Source organism: Arthrobacter sp. HMWF013 (assembly GCF_003061105.1).
In the GTDB taxonomy this organism is placed as follows: Bacteria; Actinomycetota; Actinomycetes; order Actinomycetales; family Micrococcaceae; genus Arthrobacter.
The window spans coordinates 1-18,498 of record NZ_QAIQ01000083.1; the positions used below are offsets into that span (position 1 = coordinate 1).

18 protein-coding genes are annotated in these 18,498 nt (G+C 63.8%); 9 read left to right on the top strand and 9 right to left on the bottom strand.

Annotation, left to right across the window (positions count from 1 at the left end; genetic code table 11):
- Window positions 1-573, bottom strand: a 573-nt coding sequence (locus tag DBR22_RS03895) for a benzoate/H(+) symporter BenE family transporter (RefSeq protein ID WP_181365014.1), incomplete at its 3' end; no start/stop codon positions are given.
- 107 nt (window positions 574-680) lie between these two features.
- Window positions 681-1,565, bottom strand: a complete 885-nt coding sequence (catA, locus tag DBR22_RS03900; protein ID WP_258229030.1) for a catechol 1,2-dioxygenase — start codon at window positions 1,563-1,565, stop codon at window positions 681-683.
- A 261-nt stretch (window positions 1,566-1,826) separates the two neighbouring features.
- Here catA and benA point away from each other — a divergent pair, with 261 nt between their 5' ends.
- The 5 genes from benA (at window position 1,827) to DBR22_RS03925 (ending at window position 9,197) form a co-directional block, all read left to right on the top strand.
- Window positions 1,827-3,209: a benzoate 1,2-dioxygenase large subunit gene (benA, locus tag DBR22_RS03905; RefSeq protein WP_108597875.1), complete on the top strand. Its 1,383-nt coding sequence runs from the start codon at window positions 1,827-1,829 to the stop codon at window positions 3,207-3,209.
- A gap of 36 nt (window positions 3,210-3,245) precedes the next feature.
- The gene (benB, locus tag DBR22_RS03910) at window positions 3,246-3,782 is read left to right on the top strand and encodes a benzoate 1,2-dioxygenase small subunit (RefSeq protein ID WP_108597876.1); all 537 of its coding nucleotides are present in this window, start codon (window positions 3,246-3,248) and stop codon (window positions 3,780-3,782) included.
- Window positions 3,783-3,905: 123 nt separating this feature from the next.
- Window positions 3,906-5,477, top strand: a complete 1,572-nt coding sequence (gene benC, locus DBR22_RS03915) for a benzoate 1,2-dioxygenase electron transfer component BenC (RefSeq protein WP_108597877.1) — start codon at window positions 3,906-3,908, stop codon at window positions 5,475-5,477.
- A complete protein-coding gene (locus DBR22_RS03920; protein ID WP_108597878.1) occupies window positions 5,477-6,304 on the top strand; it encodes a 1,6-dihydroxycyclohexa-2,4-diene-1-carboxylate dehydrogenase in 828 nt (275 codons plus the stop codon). The genes benC and DBR22_RS03920 overlap by 1 nt, the downstream gene beginning before the upstream one ends.
- 10 nt (window positions 6,305-6,314) lie before the next feature.
- The gene (locus DBR22_RS03925) at window positions 6,315-9,197 is read left to right on the top strand and encodes a LuxR family transcriptional regulator (RefSeq protein WP_258229031.1); all 2,883 of its coding nucleotides are present in this window, start codon (window positions 6,315-6,317) and stop codon (window positions 9,195-9,197) included.
- Between the two features lie 58 nt (window positions 9,198-9,255).
- Here the strand turns inward: DBR22_RS03925 and catC are convergent, their stop codons facing one another.
- The 4 genes from catC to DBR22_RS03945 form a co-directional block, all read right to left on the bottom strand.
- Window positions 9,256-9,534 (bottom strand): muconolactone Delta-isomerase, encoded by a 279-nt coding sequence (gene catC / locus DBR22_RS03930; protein WP_108597879.1) that lies wholly within the window; start codon window positions 9,532-9,534, stop codon window positions 9,256-9,258.
- A gap of 26 nt (window positions 9,535-9,560) precedes the next feature.
- A complete protein-coding gene (locus DBR22_RS03935) occupies window positions 9,561-10,664 on the bottom strand; it encodes a mandelate racemase/muconate lactonizing enzyme family protein (protein WP_108597880.1) in 1,104 nt (367 codons plus the stop codon).
- Window positions 10,661-11,605, bottom strand: coding sequence for a LysR substrate-binding domain-containing protein (locus tag DBR22_RS03940; RefSeq protein ID WP_108597881.1), 945 nt, complete (start codon window positions 11,603-11,605; stop codon window positions 10,661-10,663). Before DBR22_RS03940 ends, DBR22_RS03935 begins: the two co-directional genes overlap by 4 nt.
- Window positions 11,606-11,735: 130 nt before the next feature.
- Complete coding sequence (locus DBR22_RS03945; protein WP_108597882.1) at window positions 11,736-13,121, bottom strand: MFS transporter; 1,386 nt, start codon at window positions 13,119-13,121, stop codon at window positions 11,736-11,738.
- A gap of 283 nt (window positions 13,122-13,404) precedes the next feature.
- On the opposite strand from DBR22_RS03945, the gene DBR22_RS03950 reads away from it, so the two are divergent.
- Together DBR22_RS03950 and DBR22_RS03955 are read left to right on the top strand one after the other, a co-directional pair.
- Window positions 13,405-14,103 (top strand): maleylpyruvate isomerase family mycothiol-dependent enzyme, encoded by a 699-nt coding sequence (locus DBR22_RS03950; protein ID WP_108597883.1) that lies wholly within the window; start codon window positions 13,405-13,407, stop codon window positions 14,101-14,103.
- A 117-nt stretch (window positions 14,104-14,220) separates the two neighbouring features.
- Window positions 14,221-14,562 (top strand): hypothetical protein, encoded by a 342-nt coding sequence (locus DBR22_RS03955; RefSeq protein WP_108597884.1) that lies wholly within the window; start codon window positions 14,221-14,223, stop codon window positions 14,560-14,562.
- Between the two features lie 33 nt (window positions 14,563-14,595).
- Here the strand turns inward: DBR22_RS03955 and DBR22_RS03960 are convergent, their stop codons facing one another.
- Together DBR22_RS03960 and DBR22_RS03965 are read right to left on the bottom strand one after the other, a co-directional pair.
- Complete coding sequence (locus tag DBR22_RS03960; RefSeq protein WP_219928072.1) at window positions 14,596-16,023, bottom strand: alkaline phosphatase PhoX; 1,428 nt, start codon at window positions 16,021-16,023, stop codon at window positions 14,596-14,598.
- Between the two features lie 254 nt (window positions 16,024-16,277).
- Window positions 16,278-16,643 (bottom strand): hypothetical protein, encoded by a 366-nt coding sequence (locus DBR22_RS03965; protein ID WP_108597885.1) that lies wholly within the window; start codon window positions 16,641-16,643, stop codon window positions 16,278-16,280.
- A 174-nt stretch (window positions 16,644-16,817) separates the two neighbouring features.
- Here DBR22_RS03965 and DBR22_RS03970 point away from each other — a divergent pair, with 174 nt between their 5' ends.
- Both DBR22_RS03970 and DBR22_RS03975 read left to right on the top strand, forming a co-directional pair.
- A complete protein-coding gene (locus tag DBR22_RS03970) occupies window positions 16,818-17,120 on the top strand; it encodes a DUF4193 domain-containing protein (RefSeq protein WP_108597886.1) in 303 nt (100 codons plus the stop codon).
- Between the two features lie 224 nt (window positions 17,121-17,344).
- On the top strand, window positions 17,345-17,893 hold the full coding sequence (locus DBR22_RS03975; protein ID WP_108597887.1) for an AMIN-like domain-containing (lipo)protein: 549 nt from the start codon (window positions 17,345-17,347) through the stop codon (window positions 17,891-17,893).
- A gap of 108 nt (window positions 17,894-18,001) precedes the next feature.
- On the opposite strand, the gene DBR22_RS03980 is transcribed toward DBR22_RS03975, so the two are convergent.
- Window positions 18,002-18,478 carry a DoxX family protein gene (locus DBR22_RS03980; RefSeq protein ID WP_108597888.1) on the bottom strand — a complete coding sequence of 159 codons (477 nt, stop codon included), beginning with the start codon at window positions 18,476-18,478 and terminating at the stop codon, window positions 18,002-18,004.
- Window positions 18,479-18,498: the final 20 nt, after the last annotated feature.

Consider the following 18,498-nt stretch of genomic DNA (forward strand, 5'->3'; position numbering starts at 1 on the left):
CATGGGGACCGCCACCACGGGGTTCGCCTGTGTGGAGACAACGATGTCCGTGCCGAATTTCAGGAAGACAGCGGCCACCATGGACATGACAATGGGCATCGGAACCACTTCCATGATCCGCCGCACCACTCCTGAGGCGCCCAACGCGAGGACCAGAATTCCGGACATGAAGAAGGCCCCCACCACTTCGGCAAAGGAAAGGTGCTGAAGGGACGGACCCAGAAGCACCGTCCCGGGAATGGACCAGGCGAAGCCCAGAGGCTGTTTATAGAGAAGGGACATGACCAGGGTGGCTGCCCCGCCCGAAAAGAGGATGCCAAACACCCACGACGCCAGTTGGGCTTCGGTGAGTCCTCCCGCCGCTCCCACGGCCAGGGTGACGGCTATGGGGCCCGAAGCTGAGAAAATGAGGCCGATCAAACCGTTGGAAACATAGGGCAGGCCCAGATCACGGAGGACCTGGCGGACACCTGCAGGCCGAACACCCGGCCGTTCCAGCAGGGGCCGGGGTGGATCAGCCGCAACAGTTCCAGCTCGGGGGATGGCAGGTGGGTCCTGGCGGGATGGCAGCATTCGGGCTCCTGGCAACGTCGGCAAAATAATAGGCGCCCTGGAGTTTGCACTCCAGGGCGCCTTCGGTACCGGGCCGCGGCGCCGGCAACGATTCCCAGCTGTGGTTCTTACTTGTGCTGGCCTTCCTTGGCGAGGACGTAGTCGTAGACCACTTCTTCGCCGGCCCCGCCGTCGGTGCGGGGCTTGGGGTCGAGCATCAGCTCGGGCTTGACCGCCGAGGCGATGTCGTCTGCGTTGTGCGGGTCGCCCGGGAAGTAGAGCTGCTGGGTTACCGGCTGGAACCCCGGCGCGGAGACCTTGATATGGATGTGCGCCGGGCGCCAGGCGTGCCAGCCTGCAGCGTTGATCAGCTGTCCGCAGGCCCCGTCCGTGGGGATCTGGTACGGCGCGGGGCGCATCGTGTTGATGACGAAGCGGCCGTCGTCGTCCGCCTTGACCGTCGCCCGGAAGAGCCAGTCCGGCAGGCCAGGGGCGTACTGGGAGTAGAACCCGGCACTGTCGGCGTGCCAGATCTCCACCTGGGCGTTCTGGATAGGGTTGCCGTCCGTATCGGTGAAGCGGCCGCTGAAGTGCAGCGGGGTGCCCTCCTCGTCCTCACGCATTTCGACGGTGCCCGGGGTCTGCAGAACCGGAGAGCCCGGCACATAGTAGGGTCCCTCGATGGTGCCCACGGTGCCGGGGCGGTCCTGGGAGTTGACACCCTCCACGGTGTGCTCCAGCCACACGTCGAGGAACAGCGGCCATTCCCCGTCAGTTCCTACCTTGATGAGCCAGGCCTTGAGCGCGTTGTACTCCTCGTAGGTGACCTGGTGTTCCACGACGATGTCGTTGGCAGCCTTGATGAGCGCACCGGCGAGCAGGCTCACTCGTTCCTTGGACACATCCAGGTGCGAGAGCTTGCCGGAGGTAGTGAAGCGCTCAGTGGCTTTGGAGCCGGCTTCGACTGCAGTGCCCTCGTCTTCTTTACGGGTGTCTGCTTGGGTCTCGGTCATGGTGATGTCCAAACTCCTCTTTGAATTTTGGGGGTGATGTCTGTTCATCGTAGATCTGAAATAAGGACGCTACAAATATCGATTTAGCCGGTTTTCTGTCAATAACAAGACATAAAAACACCCTTGGTCGAACCTAGGCATTTGCCTGATGTGAGAGCTATCACTGTAGGCAAGACTTGGCTGACAAACGTCCTGGGCGTACCGCGCGCTTGCCCGGACCACCAGCCCATCCGTCCAGCACTCTCCAATGAAGGAGCAGCCATGACCGAGAACCTGAACCATGTCCGGGAGGTCCTTGCCGACGCCGTGATCGACGACCGTGAGAACGGCGTCATCCGGGCCAAGCGCGAGATTTTCACAGATGAAGAGATCTTCGAACTGGAGATGAAGCACATCTTCGAGGGCAACTGGGTTTACCTCGCCCACGAATCCCAGATTCCCAATGTGGGGGACTACTTCACCACCAACATCGGCCGCACTCCTGTGATGATCACCCGGGACAAGGACGAAAACCTAAACTGCCTCGTCAATGCCTGCTCGCACCGCGGCGCGATGCTGTGCCGCCGTAAGACGGACAACCGCACCACGTTCACCTGCCCGTTCCACGGCTGGACGTTCAAGAACTCGGGTGAACTGCTGAAGGTCAAAGACTCCCGCAACGCCGGCTACCCGGAATCCTTCAACAAAGAGGGTTCCCACGACCTCACCAAGGTTGCCCGGTTCGAGTCCTACCGGGGCTTCCTCTTTGGCTCATTGAAGGCTGACGTTCTCCCGCTCGAAGAGCACCTGGGTGACGCCACCAAGGTAATCGACTCCATCGTGGACCAGTCCCCGGAAGGACTGGAGGTGCTGCGCGGCGCGTCCACCTACACCTACGACGGCAACTGGAAGGTGCAGGCGGAAAACGGCGCCGACGGTTACCACGTCACCGCAGTGCACTGGAACTACGCCGCCACCACTGCACGCCGCACCGCCGGCGACTCCGCGAACAAGACCAAGGCCATGGACGCCGGCAAATGGGGCAAGGTCAAGGGCGGCTTCTACTCCTACGACCACGGACACCTGCTGCTGTGGCAGGAATGGACCAACCCGGAGGACCGCCCGCTGTGGGACCGCCGCGAGGAGCTCGTTGCCAAGTACGGCGAGGAGATGGCCAACTTCATGATCAACATTTCCCGGAACCTCTGCCTGTACCCGAACGTCTACATCATGGACCAGTTCTCTTCGCAGATCCGCCACTTCCGTCCCATCTCCGCGGACCAGACCGAAGTGACCATCTACTGCATCGCCCCCAAGGGCGAATCGCAGGAGAACCGTGCCAAGCGCATCCGCCAATACGAGGACTTCTTCAACGCCACCGGCATGGCCACACCGGACGACCTCGAGGAGTTCCGGTCCTGCAACAAAACGTACTGGGCCACCTCGGCGCCCTGGAACGACATGACCCGCGGGTCAACCCATGAGATCGCGGGCCCTGACGAGCAGGCCCAGGCACTGGGGATGACCAGGGTCATCGCTTCCGGGGTGCGCACCGAGGATGAGGGGCTCTACCCGATCCAGCACGGGTACTGGAAGGAAGTGATGGACCGGGCCCTGGCGGAGCAGGAGCTTTCCGCCCTGGACACCGTTCCCGTCACCGCCTGATCCGGACCACCTCGAACCAGAGAGAGTGCATTAGCCATGACCAACCTGACAAAGCCAGCTCCGGCGCTCAAGAGCGCTGAAGAGATCGCGACCCTCGAAACTGTCCGTGCCTTCCTGTACAAGGAAGCCCGCCTGCTGGATGACCGCCAGTTCGACGAGTGGCTCCAGTGCTACCACCCGGACTCTGAGTTCTGGATGCCCGCCTGGGACGTCGATGACCGGCTGACCGAGGATCCGCAGAACGAGATCTCGCTCATCTACTACGACAACCGCGGCGGGATTGAGGACCGTGTTTTCCGGATCAAGACGGACCGGTCCTCGGCCACGTCCCTCCCGGAGCCCCGTACCGGGCACAACATCACCGGCGTCGAAATCATGGAACGCGATGGCGACCAGGTGAAAGTCCGCTTCAACTGGTTCACCCTGTACGTCCGCTACAACACAACGGACACGTACTTCGGGACCAGCTTTTACACGATCGATCTTGCCGGCGGCGAGCCCGTCATCCTGAAAAAGAAGGTCGTCCTCAAGAACGACTACATCCATCACGTGGTGGACATCTACATGATCTGACGGCTCCGAGCCGGCGCCCGGCGTATGCCCGGCGCTGGCCTTGGACGCTTCCAAACACGTGTCCCTAGGGCACATCTTTACTTTCCCGGGCCGCGTCGACGCGGCCCCAACCAGGAGGAAACCATGGGCCACAAAGTTGCCCTCAGCTTCGAGGACGGCGTCACCAAGGTCATCAAGGTCGGCGACTACGAGACCGTCATGGACGCCGCTTACAAAGCACGCATCAATATTCCCTCGGACTGCCGGGATGGTGCCTGCGGCACCTGCAAGGCCTTCTGCGATTCCGGCTCCTTCGATCCGGGCGATTACATCGACGACGCTATGACGGAGGATGAGCTCGAAAAGGGCTACCTGCTGACGTGCCAGGCGGTTCCCGAATCGGATCTTGCCATTCAGATCCCCGCCACGTCCGAATCGGCGAAAACGGGAGCCACCACCTTCACCTCAACGGTGAAGGAACTCAACAAGCACTCGGAAACCACTGTGTCCTTCACCTTGGAGGTGGACAACCGGGATGCATTGGCCTTCCTGCCGGGCCAGTACGTCAACATCAAGGTCCCCGGAACCGATGCGGAGCGTTCCTATTCGTTCAGCAGCGGCCCCGAGGTCCAGGATTCCTCGTTCATGGTGAGGGTTACACCACAGGGTGCGATGTCCGAGTACCTGCGTGATCGCGCAGCCGTGGGCGACACCATCGAATTCACCGGCCCGTATGGTTCCTTCTTCCTGCGCGAGCCCAAGCGGCCCCTGCTGCTTCTGGCAGGCGGTACAGGCCTGGCCCCGCTCATGTCCATCCTCGAGAAGCTCTCCGAAACTCCGGCGTCGGTACCTGTCCACCTGATCTACGGACTGACCCGTGAGGCGGATATCGTCGGGCTCGAGTGGCTGCGGGACTATGAGGCGAAGCTGCCCGGATTCACGTGGGACTACATTGCTTCCGAACCCGGAACCTCTGCACCCCACACGGGCTATGTCACCCAGATCATTGAGCCCTCGCACCTGTTCGACGGCGACGTCGACATCTACCTCTGCGGGCCCCCTCCCATGGTGAACGCAGTGTCGAAGTGGCTGGACTCCGAGGGCATCAAGCCCGCCAACTTCTACTTCGAGCGCTTTGCCCCCAAGGAAACCACCGGCGGTGATGCGGAAACAGGTGCGCCGGTACCCGCAGAGAAGATCGCGGCAGAAGGTGACACGATGAGCCGCAGCGAGGCGGTCTCGTCCCTGGAGACCGGCCGTCTTGATTTCCGTAAGGAGGACAGCTTCGCCCAACTCGACGCGCGCATGGGCCTGGAGCTTGCCGTGAGCGAGCTGATGCTGGGCCGGCTGAGCGACGAGCAACTGCAGCAGTTCCGCCGGCTCGCCGAAGCCACCACCCGCTCCGTCAATGCCGGCACCATCCAGGAACCGGACGAGTTCGCGCGGACCAATGAGGAGTTCCACGAATACCTCTTTATGGTCTGCAACAATCCCATGCTGCTCGAGTCCTACCGCCGGTTGGACGTCCACGCCCAGATGGCGGCGGCCTTCGAAACAGGAACCAGGATTTTCGAGCGGGTCATCCAGGACCACGTCGATATCGTTGACGCCTTCGAGCGCCAGGACAAAGCGCGGGTCCGGGAAGTCATCATGGCCCACGCCCACGACGCCAAGGAAACCATGGCCGGGGCCATCGACGCCAAGGCGGGACGCTGATGTCGCAGCCCTATGCCGGACAGTTCGTGACGCCCGGCCGGTACGCCGGCAGGGTAGTTGTTGTGACAGGGTCCGCGCAGGGCATCGGCCAGAAGGTGGCCGAGCGCATCGGGGCCGAGGGCGGCGCCGTCGTTCTCGTAGACCGGGCCGACCTGGTTCATGAGGTGGCGCGCGGGATACAGGAGGCGGCAAAAGTTTCCGGTTCCGGCGGCTCCGCCCTCTCCGTGACCGCGGACCTGGAGACCTTCGCAGGAGCACAGCAGGCCGTGGACGCGGCACTGGCCGCCCACGGCCGCGTGGATGTGCTCGTCAACAACGTGGGCGGCACCATCTGGGCCCGCCCGTACGAGGAATACGACGAGGACAAGATCGAGAAAGAGATCCGGCGATCCCTTTTTCCCACCCTCTGGACCTGCCGGGCGGTGCTGCCGGCAATGCTGCAGCAGGGCTCCGGCACCATCGTCAACGTTTCGTCAGTAGCCACCCGCGGGCTCCACCGGGTGCCGTATGCGGCAGCCAAGGGCGGTGTCAACGCACTGACCCAGTCATTGGCGATGGAGGTGGGAGGACGTGGCATCCGCGTGGTGGCGACAGCCCCCGGTGGAACCGAGGCCCCGGCCCGCAAGGTCAAGCGTGGCCCGGAGGCCGAATCCTCCGCGGAGAAGGCCTGGTATCAGGTGATCGTTGACCAAACCGTCGACTCGTCGATTTTCAAGCGGTACGGGACTTTGGACGAACAGGCCGCCCCCATCGTCTTCCTCGGCTCAGATGAGGCGTCATACCTGACCGGAACCATCATTCCGGTTGCCGGCGGGGACCTGGGCTAAGGCCACCGTGATGGAAGCCCGCCGTCAGGTCCGGCCGGCCGGCTCCGGTAGAGTTGCGGCCATGACGGCGGGCTCCATCAAAGGCGAATCTGCGGAGGGATTTCCCCTTGCCGGCCGGGCAGGAATCTTTGAGGAACTGCTGGGCATTCTCCGCACCGTCCGTAAGGGCAAAGTGGGCGCAGTTGTGGTCAGCGGCCCATCCGGGTCCGGGAAGACCGCCGTGCTGGAGCTCTTTCTTGAGCACTGCCGCACCGTGGCCCGTGGTGTCCGGGTACTGTCCGCCATGGGCGACGAATGGGAGGCGCAGTTTCCGCTCGCCGGATACTCCCAGCTGATGCTCACCTCGCCGTTGCGCTCGGCAAAGGATTACGACGGCGGCCCTGCACTGCCCGCGGGCCCCGTTCCGGCTCTCACGGCCGCCCAGGTGGTTAATTACGCTTCCACCCTCAGTACCCACCTCGAAGCACTGCAGGCCCACGGCAGCGTAGTCGTCGCCATCGACGACGTCCACAAACTTGATGTTGAGAGTCTGCGCATCCTGACGTTCGTCATGCGCCGGCTGTACGGAAAACGGGTTCTGTTCGTTCTCACCCTCAACCCCGATGACGCCCTGCGCGTCCCCAGCGGTGTGCTGGATTTCCTGACCGGCCACCAAGTCGCCAGTATTCCGCTGGATCCGTTAACCCCTCAGCAGGTTCAGGATCTAGCGCGGAGGATGCTCGGCCTGGACCTCAGTGCCACGGCAGCACACGGACTGGTCCAGCACACGCGAGGACTCGCTCAACCGATCGTGGAGCTGCTGCGTGAGCTTCCGGCGGAAACCTGGCAGACCTGGTTTCCCTCGCTGCCTCCGACGTCCCGCGTCCGCGCCCGGGTCCGCAGTGTCCTGGAGGCAGCGTCCCCGGAGCTGGTTGCTGTCGCGGAGGCAGCGTCAGTGCTCAGTCGCGCCGGGAGCATGGCGGAGGTTTCCCAGGTCAGCGGGGTGGAACACATTATGGCAGCACTTGACGAGGGGCACGGCGCCGGGCTGCTGGGGTTGAGTGTTGACCAGGCACGTTCCGCCGTCGCGTTCTTTGAACCGGGCACCGACGCGGCTGTCTACCAACAGATCGCCCCCAGCCGGCGGATCGCGCTTCATCGGCTGGCCGCTGAAGCCGTGCAGCCCGAGGGCGAACGGTTGGGCCACCGGGTCTCCGCCACACCCGGCGCGGATGAAGCCCTTGCCGGGGAATTGGAGGATTTTGCCCGAGGCCAAGCACTTGTTGGAGCGTGGCAGGACGCGTCGACGGCCCTGTTCTCCGCGTCCCGTCTTTCCCAGGACATACGTTCCCGGAACGACAGGCTCCTGAGGGCGGTGGATGCCCTGGTGGGTTCGGGCAACATCGCCCAGGCCCAGATGTGGATGGCGGCAGTGGACGCTTTGCCGCCGTCGCCGCTCCGCTCCTCCGTCCTGGGATACCTCTCCACCGCGTCGGGACAGAACGACAGTGCCCAGACGCAGTTGGAGATGGCCTGGCGCACCTCCAACCCGCAGCGTGATCCAACGGCCGCCGCGCAGGTGGCGCAGCGTTTCGTCCTGCACGGTGTGGCCTCGTGGGACGGGCCGGCCATCACCACGTGGGCAGAACGGGCCATGGAACTTACCCAGCCGGGGACCCCAGCCCACATTGAGTCGGAGGCCATCTACGGCCTGGGCCTGTACGCCCAGGGCCGGCTTTCCGCTGCGGAAGCCTCCTATCGCCGGGCCTTCGAACATGCTTCCGAGAACGCCCAGAAACAACGGGTCCAGATGGGCGCGGGCTGGCTGGCGCTGCGCCTCGACAACGTCGAGACAGCTCTGGTGAACTTCGAGTCGGCAGCCCCTACTGAATACCGGGGTGGCTCCATGAGGATTTCGCTGTGGGCCGAGGCGTGGCTGGCCCGCACCCACCTGGTGCTCGGCAACTGGGATGCAGCGGCAGCCACCGTGGCGCGCGCCTCCGTCCGCCTTGAGACGTCGCGGATGCCGCTGATCCGCCCGCTGCTTTATTGGACTGCAGCGGAGCTCTGGTCCATGCGGGGCGACTGGGACCGGGCCCGGTACTACGTGTCGCAGGCGGCTGTGCAGCCAGGAACGTACCGTGCCATGCAGGTACCGGCCACCCTCGCCCGTGCGCGCTTCCACGAGGCGAGGGCGGATTATGAGGGGGCCTTGGCTGTTCTGCAGCCGCTCACGGAGCTGGACCCGTGGACCGAGAACCGGGTGTCCTTCTGGCCCTGGCAGGACACCTATGTCAACGCCCTGGTCATGACCGACCAGCTGGACGCCGCCGACGTTTTCCTCACGGCGTTCGAGCGCGTGCCGCGCGAGCGGGAAGTACCCTCGGATATGGCCCGGATGGCCTGGGCGAGGGGAAGACTGGTGGCTGCGCAGGGAGACCCCGACACTGCCAGGGAGCATTTCGAGGCGTCCCTGGGGCACCTCAGGGGGCTCAACCGGCCATACCTGCGGGCCCGGGTGAGTTTTGCGTTCGGCCAAAGCATGCGCCGGGCAGGCAAACGACGCCTGGCCTCGTCGGTCCTGCGGGCCGCCCGTGACCTCTACGACTCCCTTGGGGCGGCGACGTACGTGGAACGGTGCGACCGGGAGCTCAAGGCAACGGGGCTCGACGTCGGGAACCTGCCGGACCCGGCCGACCCCGTGCTGACCGCCGTCAGCGACCACCACCTTCAGCTCACAGCACAGGAACGCGCCGTGGCCGAGCTGGTAGCCGGCGGCGCCACCAACAAGGAAGCGGCCCGGACCCTGTTCCTGGCAGAGAAGACCGTGCAGTACCACCTGACCCGGCTTTACCGGAAGATGGGAATCCGCTCCCGCAGCGAGCTCGCCGCCGTGTTCCGGGCCAAGGACTGACACCGGAACACAGCAGGCACTGGCAGCCCCGGGGCCGGCGATTACTTGATGTCGGGGATTACTTGACGTCAGACGGGTGCTTCGCGAGCGGGACCACGGAGATATCCATGTACGGGAGCAGCGGCAGGTTCTGCAGGATCTCGTGGAGTTCATCGTTCGAATCGACGTCGAAGATCGAATAGTTGGCGTATTCACCCACCACCCTCCAGATCTCCGGCCACTTGCCCGAGCGTTGCAGCTCCTGCGAGTAGGCCTTTTCCGTGGCTTTGATCTCCGCGGCTTCAGCTGCCGGAAGGTCTGCGGGCAGGTTTACGTCCATATGGACCAGGTACTTCATGAATGTCCTTTCGGTACAGCGGTTTCTTAGCGGTCGGCGCGATAGTGCGAGAGCTTTTCTTCATCCACGGCGGTGCCCACACCAGGCCCCTCCGGAACACGGATGCGTCCGCCGGTGATGGCCAAGGGCTCGGCCAAGAGGTCATCGGCCATGTCCAGGTAGTTGGACAGCTCCGCTGCACGTTTGGCCGAATGGGCGAAGGCGGCACCGAAGACCACCGAGGCCACCGTGCCGACCTGGGTGTCGATCTGGTTGCCGATGTAGACGTCAATGCCCATCCCCTCGGCCATGCCAACGATTTTCGCCGCCTCGGTAAAACCGGACCGGGCAGTCTTCACCGCAAGGAGATTTGCGCCGCCGGTAAGAATTTCCCGCGCGGCCTCCCCAAGGTTTGCAGCGGACTCGTCCGCGGCAATAGGGATGGGGGAGTTCGTCACGAGGCGACGCCGGCCGAGGACTTCGCGGGCGTCGTCGGGCTCCTCCAGGAACTGCAGGCCCAATTCCGCCGTGCGGCGCAGCACCTCGGCTGCCTCATTGGCTGACCATCCGCGGTTTGCGTCCATGTACAGCTCAGCGTCCTCGCCGAGACCTTCCCGGAGTACCCGTGCGGCCTCAATGTCGAGGCTAAGGGGACGGCGGCCGGTCTTGAGCTTGAACGTGTTGATGCCATAGGTCCCGCGGAACTCCAGCGCCAAGGCCAGCAACTCCTGGGCAGGCTTAAAGCCGAGCATGTGGGAGACCCGGAGCGAGTCGGTGTACCCGCCCAGCAGCTTTGTCACCGGCTGACCGAGAGTCTTGCCGATGACATCCCACAGGGCGATGTCCACGGCCCCCTTGGCCGTCTGGTTGTGGATGGTCCGGTGCAGGACTGACTGGACTTTTTCGCGGTCAAAAATATCGACGCCGATCAGCTGCGGAGCGAACATGTCCTCCACCACCGCCACGATCGACTTCTGCGTCTCACCGTAGGTGTATGGGCGCGGCGGGGTATCGGCGGTTCCCACCACGCCGTCATCGGTGCGGAGCCGGATCAGCACGTGATCTGCCTCGTGTACGGAACCGGAGGCGAAATGCAATGGATGAAGATAGGGGATCGAGTAGGGAATCGCCTCAATGGCTGCGATCTTCATAAGCGGGAAAGCCTTTCATCAGTGGGAATCGGCAGAGGGCCGGCCGTGGGGCCTGGCGCCGCCGGTGCCGCGGTAGCGGTGACGACGACGTCCAGAAAGTTTTTGAGCAGTGCAGAGTGGTGCCCGCGCATCCAGGCGACGGCGAGCTCCACTTCGGGGACGTTTTCAATTTCGCGGTAGGCCACACCTTCAAGCTGGAAGGCCTGCACGCTGGACGGCATGACCGCCACCCCGCCCCCTGCAGCCACAAACGCCAGCATCGTCGAGGTCTCCCCGACCACCTGCGTGATGCGCGGCTGGAAACCCGCCTGGCGGCAGAGGTCGGCGGTGGTGCGGTAAAGCACGGATTCGGGCGGGTAGGCAATGAAGTCCTGGTCCTGCAGTTCGTGCATCGCCACGGGCTGGTCCACCGCCAGGGCACTGAAGGAGGGAAGCGCGACAATCAGTGGCTCGCGGGCCACCGTCAGGTAGTCGATGTCCTGTGCTGTGACTGGCGGCCGCAGCAACGCGGCGTCCAGGGTACCGTTCCGCAGGCCCGCCTCCATGGACGGCGTGAGCATTTCGCCGTGCAGGGCAAGGGACAGGCCCGGCAGCAGTTGTTTGGCAAGGCGCGCAACCTGGGGCATCACGCCATAAGTTGCCGAACCCGAGAAGCCCACCCGCAGGACACCGGTTGCGCCCTTTCCCACCTGATAGACGTCGGCCTGAAGAGTCGCTACGTCATTGACGATCTGACGTCCCCGGTCCAGGAGGAGTTGGCCCGCCGCCGTGAGGTCCACCCTGCGGGTGGTGCGGTTCAGCAACTGGACCCCAATCAGGTCTTCCAGCTGGCGGATCTGCTGGGAGAGCGGTGGCTGGGCCATATGGAGGCGCTTGGCCGCGCGGCCAAAGTGCCGCTCTTCGGCAACCGCGATGAAGTAATTCAGTTGGCGGATGTCCACGGGAGGGCCGTCCTTCAGCTCACCGGCCAGCGACGGTACCGCCCCAGGCTCATTGATTCAAATAATAACCATAATAAGCCCTACTAGGTTATCCATCAGACGTAATGATGTCCGGGGCGGTCGCGGTCCACTACTTGAGTACCTCTGAAGGTGCGCTGTCCACTGCCCGCCCTTCGGCAATCTCCTCTACTTTGTGCTCGGCCTCCTCAAGCTTCCGCTGGCGGGGTACCAGGACTGTGACCACAGCGCCGAAGAGTGCCACGGCACCGTAGATGTAAAAAGCCGTGGACCCGCCGATGCCGGCAGCTGCCAGCCAGCCTCCGATGATCGGGCCCAGCACCCCGCCCAGCCGGCCCACGCTGGCGCACCAGGCAACGCCGGCCGCGCGGGCATTGGTGGTGAAGTAGTTGGACTGGAACCCGTAAATCAGTACCTGTGTGCCAAGCGTTCCGACGCCGGCGAGGGCAATGAAGGCGAAAAGCAGGGGCAGCGGGAAGCTGAAGGTCATCAGTGCCAAGGAAATCGTGGCCAGCGCGAACGTCGCGGCGATGACCCGCTGGGGTCCGCTCTTGTCAGCCAGGCGGGACGCGAGCAAACCGCCTGCCACTGCGCCAAGGTTCAGGGCGAGCGGGAAGAAGAGGGAGTACGTCCGCCCATAGCCGTAGCCTTCCATGATCTTGGGCAGCCAGGTATTGAGTCCGTACGTCAGCAGGAGGCCGGAGAAGGACATCAGGGCCAACAGGACCGATGCGACGGCGAACTGACGGGAGAATACGGCCGCAAAGCCGGTCTTCTGCGGCGCGGCACCGACCTCCAGGATGACCCGCTCCTCGATGAGCGGGACGCCGGTACGCTGTGCTGCGGCCAGGGCCTCCTGTTCACGGCCTCGGGAGAGCAGCCACCGCGGCGACTCCGGGAGCTTGAACCAGGCGATGGGCAGCAGGATGACCAGGGGGAGGGAGCCCAGGATGAACAGCCCGCGCCAGCCGATGCTGTTGAGGAACAGGATGCCGAGGATCGAGGCCATGACCCCGCCTGCCGGGACCCCGGAATACACAATCGCGTTGTAGAACTGCCGCCTTCCCGCAGGGGCGAATTCAGCCATGGTGGCACCTGCCGTTGCGATAACGACCCCCAAGCCGAGCCCGGTGATAAACCGCAAGGCACCGAAGGCAGGGACGGTGGTGGCGAATGCTGTAACGAACATACCGACGGAGAACCAGGCGATGCCCAGGAGCATCAGACGCCGCCGGCCGAAAAAGTCACCGATGGCGCCGCAGACCAGTGAGCCCACGAGGACTCCGATAAGTGCCCAGGAGCCAAGAAGGCCGGCAGCGACCGCATCAAATGAGCCGATCTGGCCCGGGTCGGCAAGCAGCCCCGGAAGGACGGTGCCGTAAATGACGAGGTCGTACCCGTCAAACAGGAGGGCCGTGCAGATGACGAAGGCGACCCAATTTGCGGTGCGCGCCTCCTTTTGTGGATTTTCGGCGATGACAGCATGCGGTTGTGACATGGTCTCCAAGTCCTTTCTGAGCGAAGTGGAGGCCTGCGGCACCGGGAGGATCCGAGGGGCCGTCCTCCGAGTGCATCCAGCCTGACAGACGTGTGACACAAGCCATATGAGGGGAATGCCCGGCTTTCCGCCCGGGGGTCATTCATATGTTGGGGCTCTCAAACGGCCCGTTTTAGTGGCGGCGGGTCCGTCGGTCCATCCCGTCTCAGTCCAGACGATTTGGGTATGGAACAGCGGCCCGTGAACAGTGGTTCGGGTAGCGGCCCGTGGGTAGGCTGGCACCATGATCAACCCAGCACGCCTCCACTCGGATCTGTCCCGCCTCGGCAGGGAGACGGACATGTTGCTCGCCACCGTCGAGTCCCTTGCCGATGACGAGCTCACCGTTCCCTCGCTGTGTGAGGGATGGACACGCGCCGATGTTATTGCACACCTCGCCTCCAATGGCCAAGCGCTGGTAAAGCTCATTGACTGGGCGACAACGGGCGAGGAACGCCCCCTCTATGCCTCAAGCGAGGCCCGCTCCCAAGAGATCGCCGCCCTGGCTGCCCTGCCACGGGAGGAGCTCGTTGGGCAACTGCGGATATCCGCCCGGAAATTTGCCGAACAGGCACAGCGGCTCAACGGGGAACTCGTGGCGCAAGAGGTGCAAGTGGGCGGCAAGGCGGTCCCGGCCACCTCCATTGTGGCCCTCCGGATAGCCGAGGTGGTGGTGCATCACCATGACCTCGCCACTGCCTGGACCATTGAGGAAGCCGATCCGGATTCGCTGCTGGATGCCCTTGAATCCGCCGTGCGGTCGCTGCGTGCCAAGGGTGCTCCGGATATGACCCTGGTGACCGAAGAACGGGACGAATGGGTCATCGGCGACGGCAGACTGCGCGTGGCATCCGACCGCGAAGGCCTGCTTCAGTGGCTGGCCCGCGGAGATGCCGAACATGTAGATGCTGACGGCCCGCTGCCGGTCCTCCCGTCCTGGTGAACTGACCGGCTCCTGTGCTCCCGTTCCGGGGTGGCGAATGTAGCGGCCTCTGTTTCTGGCTGCCGGCGAGGCCTAGACTGGTTTTTGCATCCAGCGTTGTATGCAAAGGAGAACGTCATGTCGGTCATTGAGCAGGTGCGTGAAGGAATGCACGTGGTGGCTCCGGACGGGAAAAAGCTCGGCAAGGTCGAGGACCTGAAAATGGGTGATCCTGAGGCCGTGACTTCGGATGGACAGGTCGACCCTGAAACGGGAGGCCTCGTCGGTTCGGTGATCAACGATTTCGCGGAGGCGTCCAAGCTGTCCCACCATACCGCGGAGAGACTGCTGCGAATCGGCTACGTGAAAGTCGACAAGCCCGGTTTGTTCGCTGGCCACGCATACCTGGCCTCGGATGAGCTCGACCGGGTGGAGGGCGACACGCTGTGGGTCAAAGAAGGCGTGCACACCGATCGTTGAAGAGGTCTCCGGCTGCAGGACGCCCGGCGCAGATCAGCCGTTGGTGGAAGCAGTCGCGAGGCGCGTCCACGGCCCGGTGATTGCCAAAGTGAAGCCGGGAGACTGGATGTTGGCGAAGAGCCACCTTCCGTCCTTGCTGAAGGCTGGCCCGCAGAACTCGGAGTCGTTGTACTCGTTCCGGGCCAGCGGGTAGGACATGCCCCCGCTTGTCACGCCAACGAGGTGGGTCATGCCTCTGCCGTCTTCGGCGACGATCAGGCCACCCTGGGGTGCCACCGTGATGTTGTCGGGGCCCTCGAAAACCCGGTCGGGATCCGCCCCGCGGGTGAGTCCAAAGCTGGTGGTCAGCGTGATCGACCTCGTGCCGGGGCTGTAGTGCCACACCTGGCCGTCGTGTTCGTTGACTGAACCATCACCCCTGCGGGCGAAGCTCGAGACGAAGTATGCTCCGCCGTCGCCCCACCACTGCCCCTCCAGTTTGTGCGCCCGGGTGACCTCGTTGCCGGAAAACTGCTTTCGGACGGAGGTGGTGCGGGCGTCTCGGTCAGGCACGTCCACCCATTCCACTGTGTAGCAGGTGCCAACCGTCGTGGCCTCGGAAAGCTCCTTGATGTGGGTGGAGCCATGGAAGCACTTCATCGCCTGCAGCCGTCCGGCGACGTCGCCGCCGTTGGACATTGCCAGGTCATGGAGGGAGCCCTTGCCGGGGGTGAATCCTGCAGGCGGGGTCCAGCGGAGGTAGAGGCCGTTGGGGTTGACGGCATCCTCGGTGAGGTAGATCTGCGTGGTGGCGGGATCGACGGCGACGGCCTCGTGGGAGTAGCGGCCCAGGTATTTCAGCGGGATGGCTGAGCGGCCGAGGTTGGCCTCGCGGCTGGTGGGGTCCACCTCGAAGACGTAGCCGTGGTCCTTGGTGTTGCTGCCCGTCCCCGCGCGTGCTTCGGTTTCCTCACACGTAAGCCAGGTGCCCCAGGGGGAGATCCCCCCTGCGCAGTTATTGTTGGTGCCGGCAACGGAGGTGTACTGCCCCACCCGGTTACCCTCGGTGTCCACCAGGATGGTGGATGTTCCACCCTTCGCACCGGAATCGTAGGTAAGGCCCTCGACGACGGGAACCGGGTAAGGTTCGGACCCGCCGTTTTCATGGTTGCAGACCAGGACCGAGCCACCGTTGGGAGCCTCGAACACTCCGATCCCATCGGGGTCGGAGGGGTGCACTCCCTCGGCGGTGGACGTCTTCCCGGAACGAGCCAGGATCCTGTAGGAGAAGCCTTCGGGGAGCGCGAGGATGCCCTCCGGGTCCGGGACCAATGTCCCGTAACCGAGGGCGTTGCGCATGGGGGTTGTAGCAGGTCGCGCGAAGGGCGCCAGGCTTCCGGCCACTCCGAAGACGAAGCCCAGGGCAGCCGCGCTGGCGCCGGCACCAAGCACATTGCGGCGGGACGGGAGAGGGGACGACAAGCAAGCTCCTCGGTCAGGGATGGGCCTTTCGGACCATGGTTCGAATGCCTCATCCGCAGAGTGCCCCGGACGCCTGGGTCCGCCGGCTTCGGGACATCATGTCAATACATCGCAATATAGCGCCCCACCACGCCCCCGGCTGGGAGCTTATCGATTGCATCCGTGATGTCCGCCGACCTGCCCCCGGCTCGCATGTGGCTCGGGGACCTCGTTCAGCTCCAGGGAATTGTCGGTTCCGGTGAACTGCCATGCCTTTACGAGGGATTCCCCTCCCGGTCCGAGTCGATCAGTTCCAGGAGTTTCCTGGCGGCATCGCGGATTTCGTCGTGCCCGTGTTGGGCGGCCCGGCTTTCCAGCGAAATGACAGCACACCGGTGGACCTTTTTGAAGTCCCCGAAAGGAAAGCTGACGCTGCCCTTTGTCCCCTCGGACCTGTCGTCGTCCCGGCCAAGGTGCCATTCTGCGAAGTCTGCAAAGCCGTGTTTATCGATGAACGCATTCTCGGCGTCCGCAGAAGGTGCATGCTCGCTCCAGTCATCGCGGACATCGTGTGCAACTTTTCCGGCTTTGACCAGTTTCCGCGCGAGCGTCAATGCTTTGTGGTTGAGTTTGACGGCCATGCTGCCTCCCGGGGGCTACCACGTGGATTGCTTGGGTTTCCAGCGTATCCCGGGAGGCACTGACGCAATCTGTCTGGTTGCCCACACTATTGCCTAAGTGAGCGTGGTATGCCCTAAACTGCTTCACTGAGGTGCCTGAAATGGTACCGCGCAGCAACGAAAGTGAACCCCGCCATGGCAACCGATTACGACGCTCCACGCAAGACCGACGACGAGTCTTCCGCCGAGTCACTGGAGGCGCTGCAGGCTTCCCGCGGTAGCAATGCCCAGACCGCGGTCATCGACGTCGAGGAGAACGACACCGCCGAAGGAATCGACCTGCCGGGAGCCGATCTTTCCGGCGAAGAGTTGACAGTGGTGGTTGTCCCCGAGCAGTCCGATGAGTTCACCTGCTCCTCCTGCTTCCTGGTCCGCCACCGGTCCCAGGTGGCACGCGAAAAGAACGGCATGAAGTACTGCATCGAGTGTGAAGGCTAGAGCCTCCCGAAGGCCCGGTCCGGCGTCGTTATGATGCGTAACGGCGGGGTGCAGATTCGGCGTTAATCGTGTGTCAGCGGCCCCAAGGAGTGCTGCAGAATTACGCCTGCGTGACCGGAAAATACCCTCCCTAACAGTTCCGCGCCGAAGCGGCAACAACCCTTAATAAGGCCGCGTGAAACTCCTACGCTTGAGCTACCAAATCACTCGAAGGGTGGCCCACAATGAAGAAGTTTCCTACGTGGCTGGCGGTCATTTTGATGGCTGCCGGGTTGGGTTTCGTGGCTCCGGGGCCTGCCTCGGCAACCACATCCTATTGCGGGCTCGTATGGGGATCGCTGGCGAAATCAGACAGCGACATGAGCGGCGCACCCGTCACCAACGTCAGGACGGGGCAGCACTACTGCTTCGACCGGATGGTTGTTGACCTCAACGGTCCGGTGGACGGCTACACAGTCCGGTATGTTCCAACGGTGGTCCAGGACGGCTCGGGTTTCAGCGTTCCGCTCCGGGGCAGCGCGTTCCTCCAGGTGACTGTGAACGCACCGGCCTATGACGGCAGCGGAAGTGCCACTTACGAGCCGAAAAACAGGGTCGACGTGACCAACGTTGCGGGGTACCAGACCTTCCGGCAGGTGGCCTGGGCCAACAGCTTCGAAGGCTACACAAGCCTCGGACTGGGCGTTCGCGCCAGGCTTCCGTTCCGGGTCTTCACCCTGGACGGACCGGGTTCGGGATCCCGGCTGGTGGTGGATGTTGCCCACTTCTGGTGACAGCCCGCCCGCTGACCGGTGGCCGTTGAGATAGGAAATGGAACCAAAAGAGCGGCGCCCTGCCGGAAGACCTTTCCGGCAGGGCGCCGCTGTGGTTTCTGACCAGCGTCAGTCGCCGAACCTTTGCTGGCGCAACGCCGCGCGCAGTTCCTGCCACGCTCCGGTAGACCACAGTGCCCACACCACCAGCACGGGCTGGAAGAACAGCCTCACCAGCCGGGCACGGTCCGTGTTCAAGCCGAACCCGTCCGTTTGGGTCACGTACTGCGAGATGTTCCCGGGAAAGATCAGGATGAAAAATGCTGCCGCGCACAGTCCTACCGGGACACGGCGTTTGCGGAGGGCGATCAGTGCGGCCCCAAGGCTTATCTCCACCACGCCGGATGCCAGAACCACGAAGTCCTTATCCAGTGGGAACCAAGGCGGGACCTGGGCCTGGAACTCCTGGCGGGCCACGGTCAGGTGGCTGATTCCGGCGAAGACCAGCGAACCGCCCAGCGCCACTGCGGCAACCACCCGCGGAACCGAGACCTTCCCTGCAGGGCGGGTGAGGAGCCTGGCCAGCGCAGTTCTCGTGCTTGTCATTACTGAAAAGTAACATGGCA

Excerpts from the sequence above, each read along its gene's own strand:
- catA (WP_258229030.1), bottom strand. The coding sequence starts at position 1,565 with ATGACCGAGACCCAAGCAGACACCCGTAAAGAAGACGAGGGCACTGCA.
- benA (WP_108597875.1), top strand. The coding sequence starts at position 1,827 with ATGACCGAGAACCTGAACCATGTCCGGGAGGTCCTTGCCGACGCCGTG.
- benB (WP_108597876.1), top strand. The coding sequence starts at position 3,246 with ATGACCAACCTGACAAAGCCAGCTCCGGCGCTCAAGAGCGCTGAAGAG.
- benC (WP_108597877.1), top strand. The coding sequence starts at position 3,906 with ATGGGCCACAAAGTTGCCCTCAGCTTCGAGGACGGCGTCACCAAGGTC.
- DBR22_RS03920 (WP_108597878.1), top strand. The coding sequence starts at position 5,477 with ATGTCGCAGCCCTATGCCGGACAGTTCGTGACGCCCGGCCGGTACGCC.
- DBR22_RS03925 (WP_258229031.1), top strand. The coding sequence starts at position 6,315 with ATGGAAGCCCGCCGTCAGGTCCGGCCGGCCGGCTCCGGTAGAGTTGCG.
- catC (WP_108597879.1), bottom strand. The coding sequence starts at position 9,534 with ATGAAGTACCTGGTCCATATGGACGTAAACCTGCCCGCAGACCTTCCG.
- DBR22_RS03935 (WP_108597880.1), bottom strand. The coding sequence starts at position 10,664 with ATGAAGATCGCAGCCATTGAGGCGATTCCCTACTCGATCCCCTATCTT.
- DBR22_RS03945 (WP_108597882.1), bottom strand. The coding sequence starts at position 13,121 with ATGTCACAACCGCATGCTGTCATCGCCGAAAATCCACAAAAGGAGGCG.
- DBR22_RS03950 (WP_108597883.1), top strand. The coding sequence starts at position 13,405 with ATGATCAACCCAGCACGCCTCCACTCGGATCTGTCCCGCCTCGGCAGG.
- DBR22_RS03955 (WP_108597884.1), top strand. The coding sequence starts at position 14,221 with ATGTCGGTCATTGAGCAGGTGCGTGAAGGAATGCACGTGGTGGCTCCG.
- DBR22_RS03965 (WP_108597885.1), bottom strand. The coding sequence starts at position 16,643 with ATGGCCGTCAAACTCAACCACAAAGCATTGACGCTCGCGCGGAAACTG.
- DBR22_RS03970 (WP_108597886.1), top strand. The coding sequence starts at position 16,818 with ATGGCAACCGATTACGACGCTCCACGCAAGACCGACGACGAGTCTTCC.
- DBR22_RS03975 (WP_108597887.1), top strand. The coding sequence starts at position 17,345 with ATGAAGAAGTTTCCTACGTGGCTGGCGGTCATTTTGATGGCTGCCGGG.
- DBR22_RS03980 (WP_108597888.1), bottom strand. The coding sequence starts at position 18,478 with ATGACAAGCACGAGAACTGCGCTGGCCAGGCTCCTCACCCGCCCTGCA.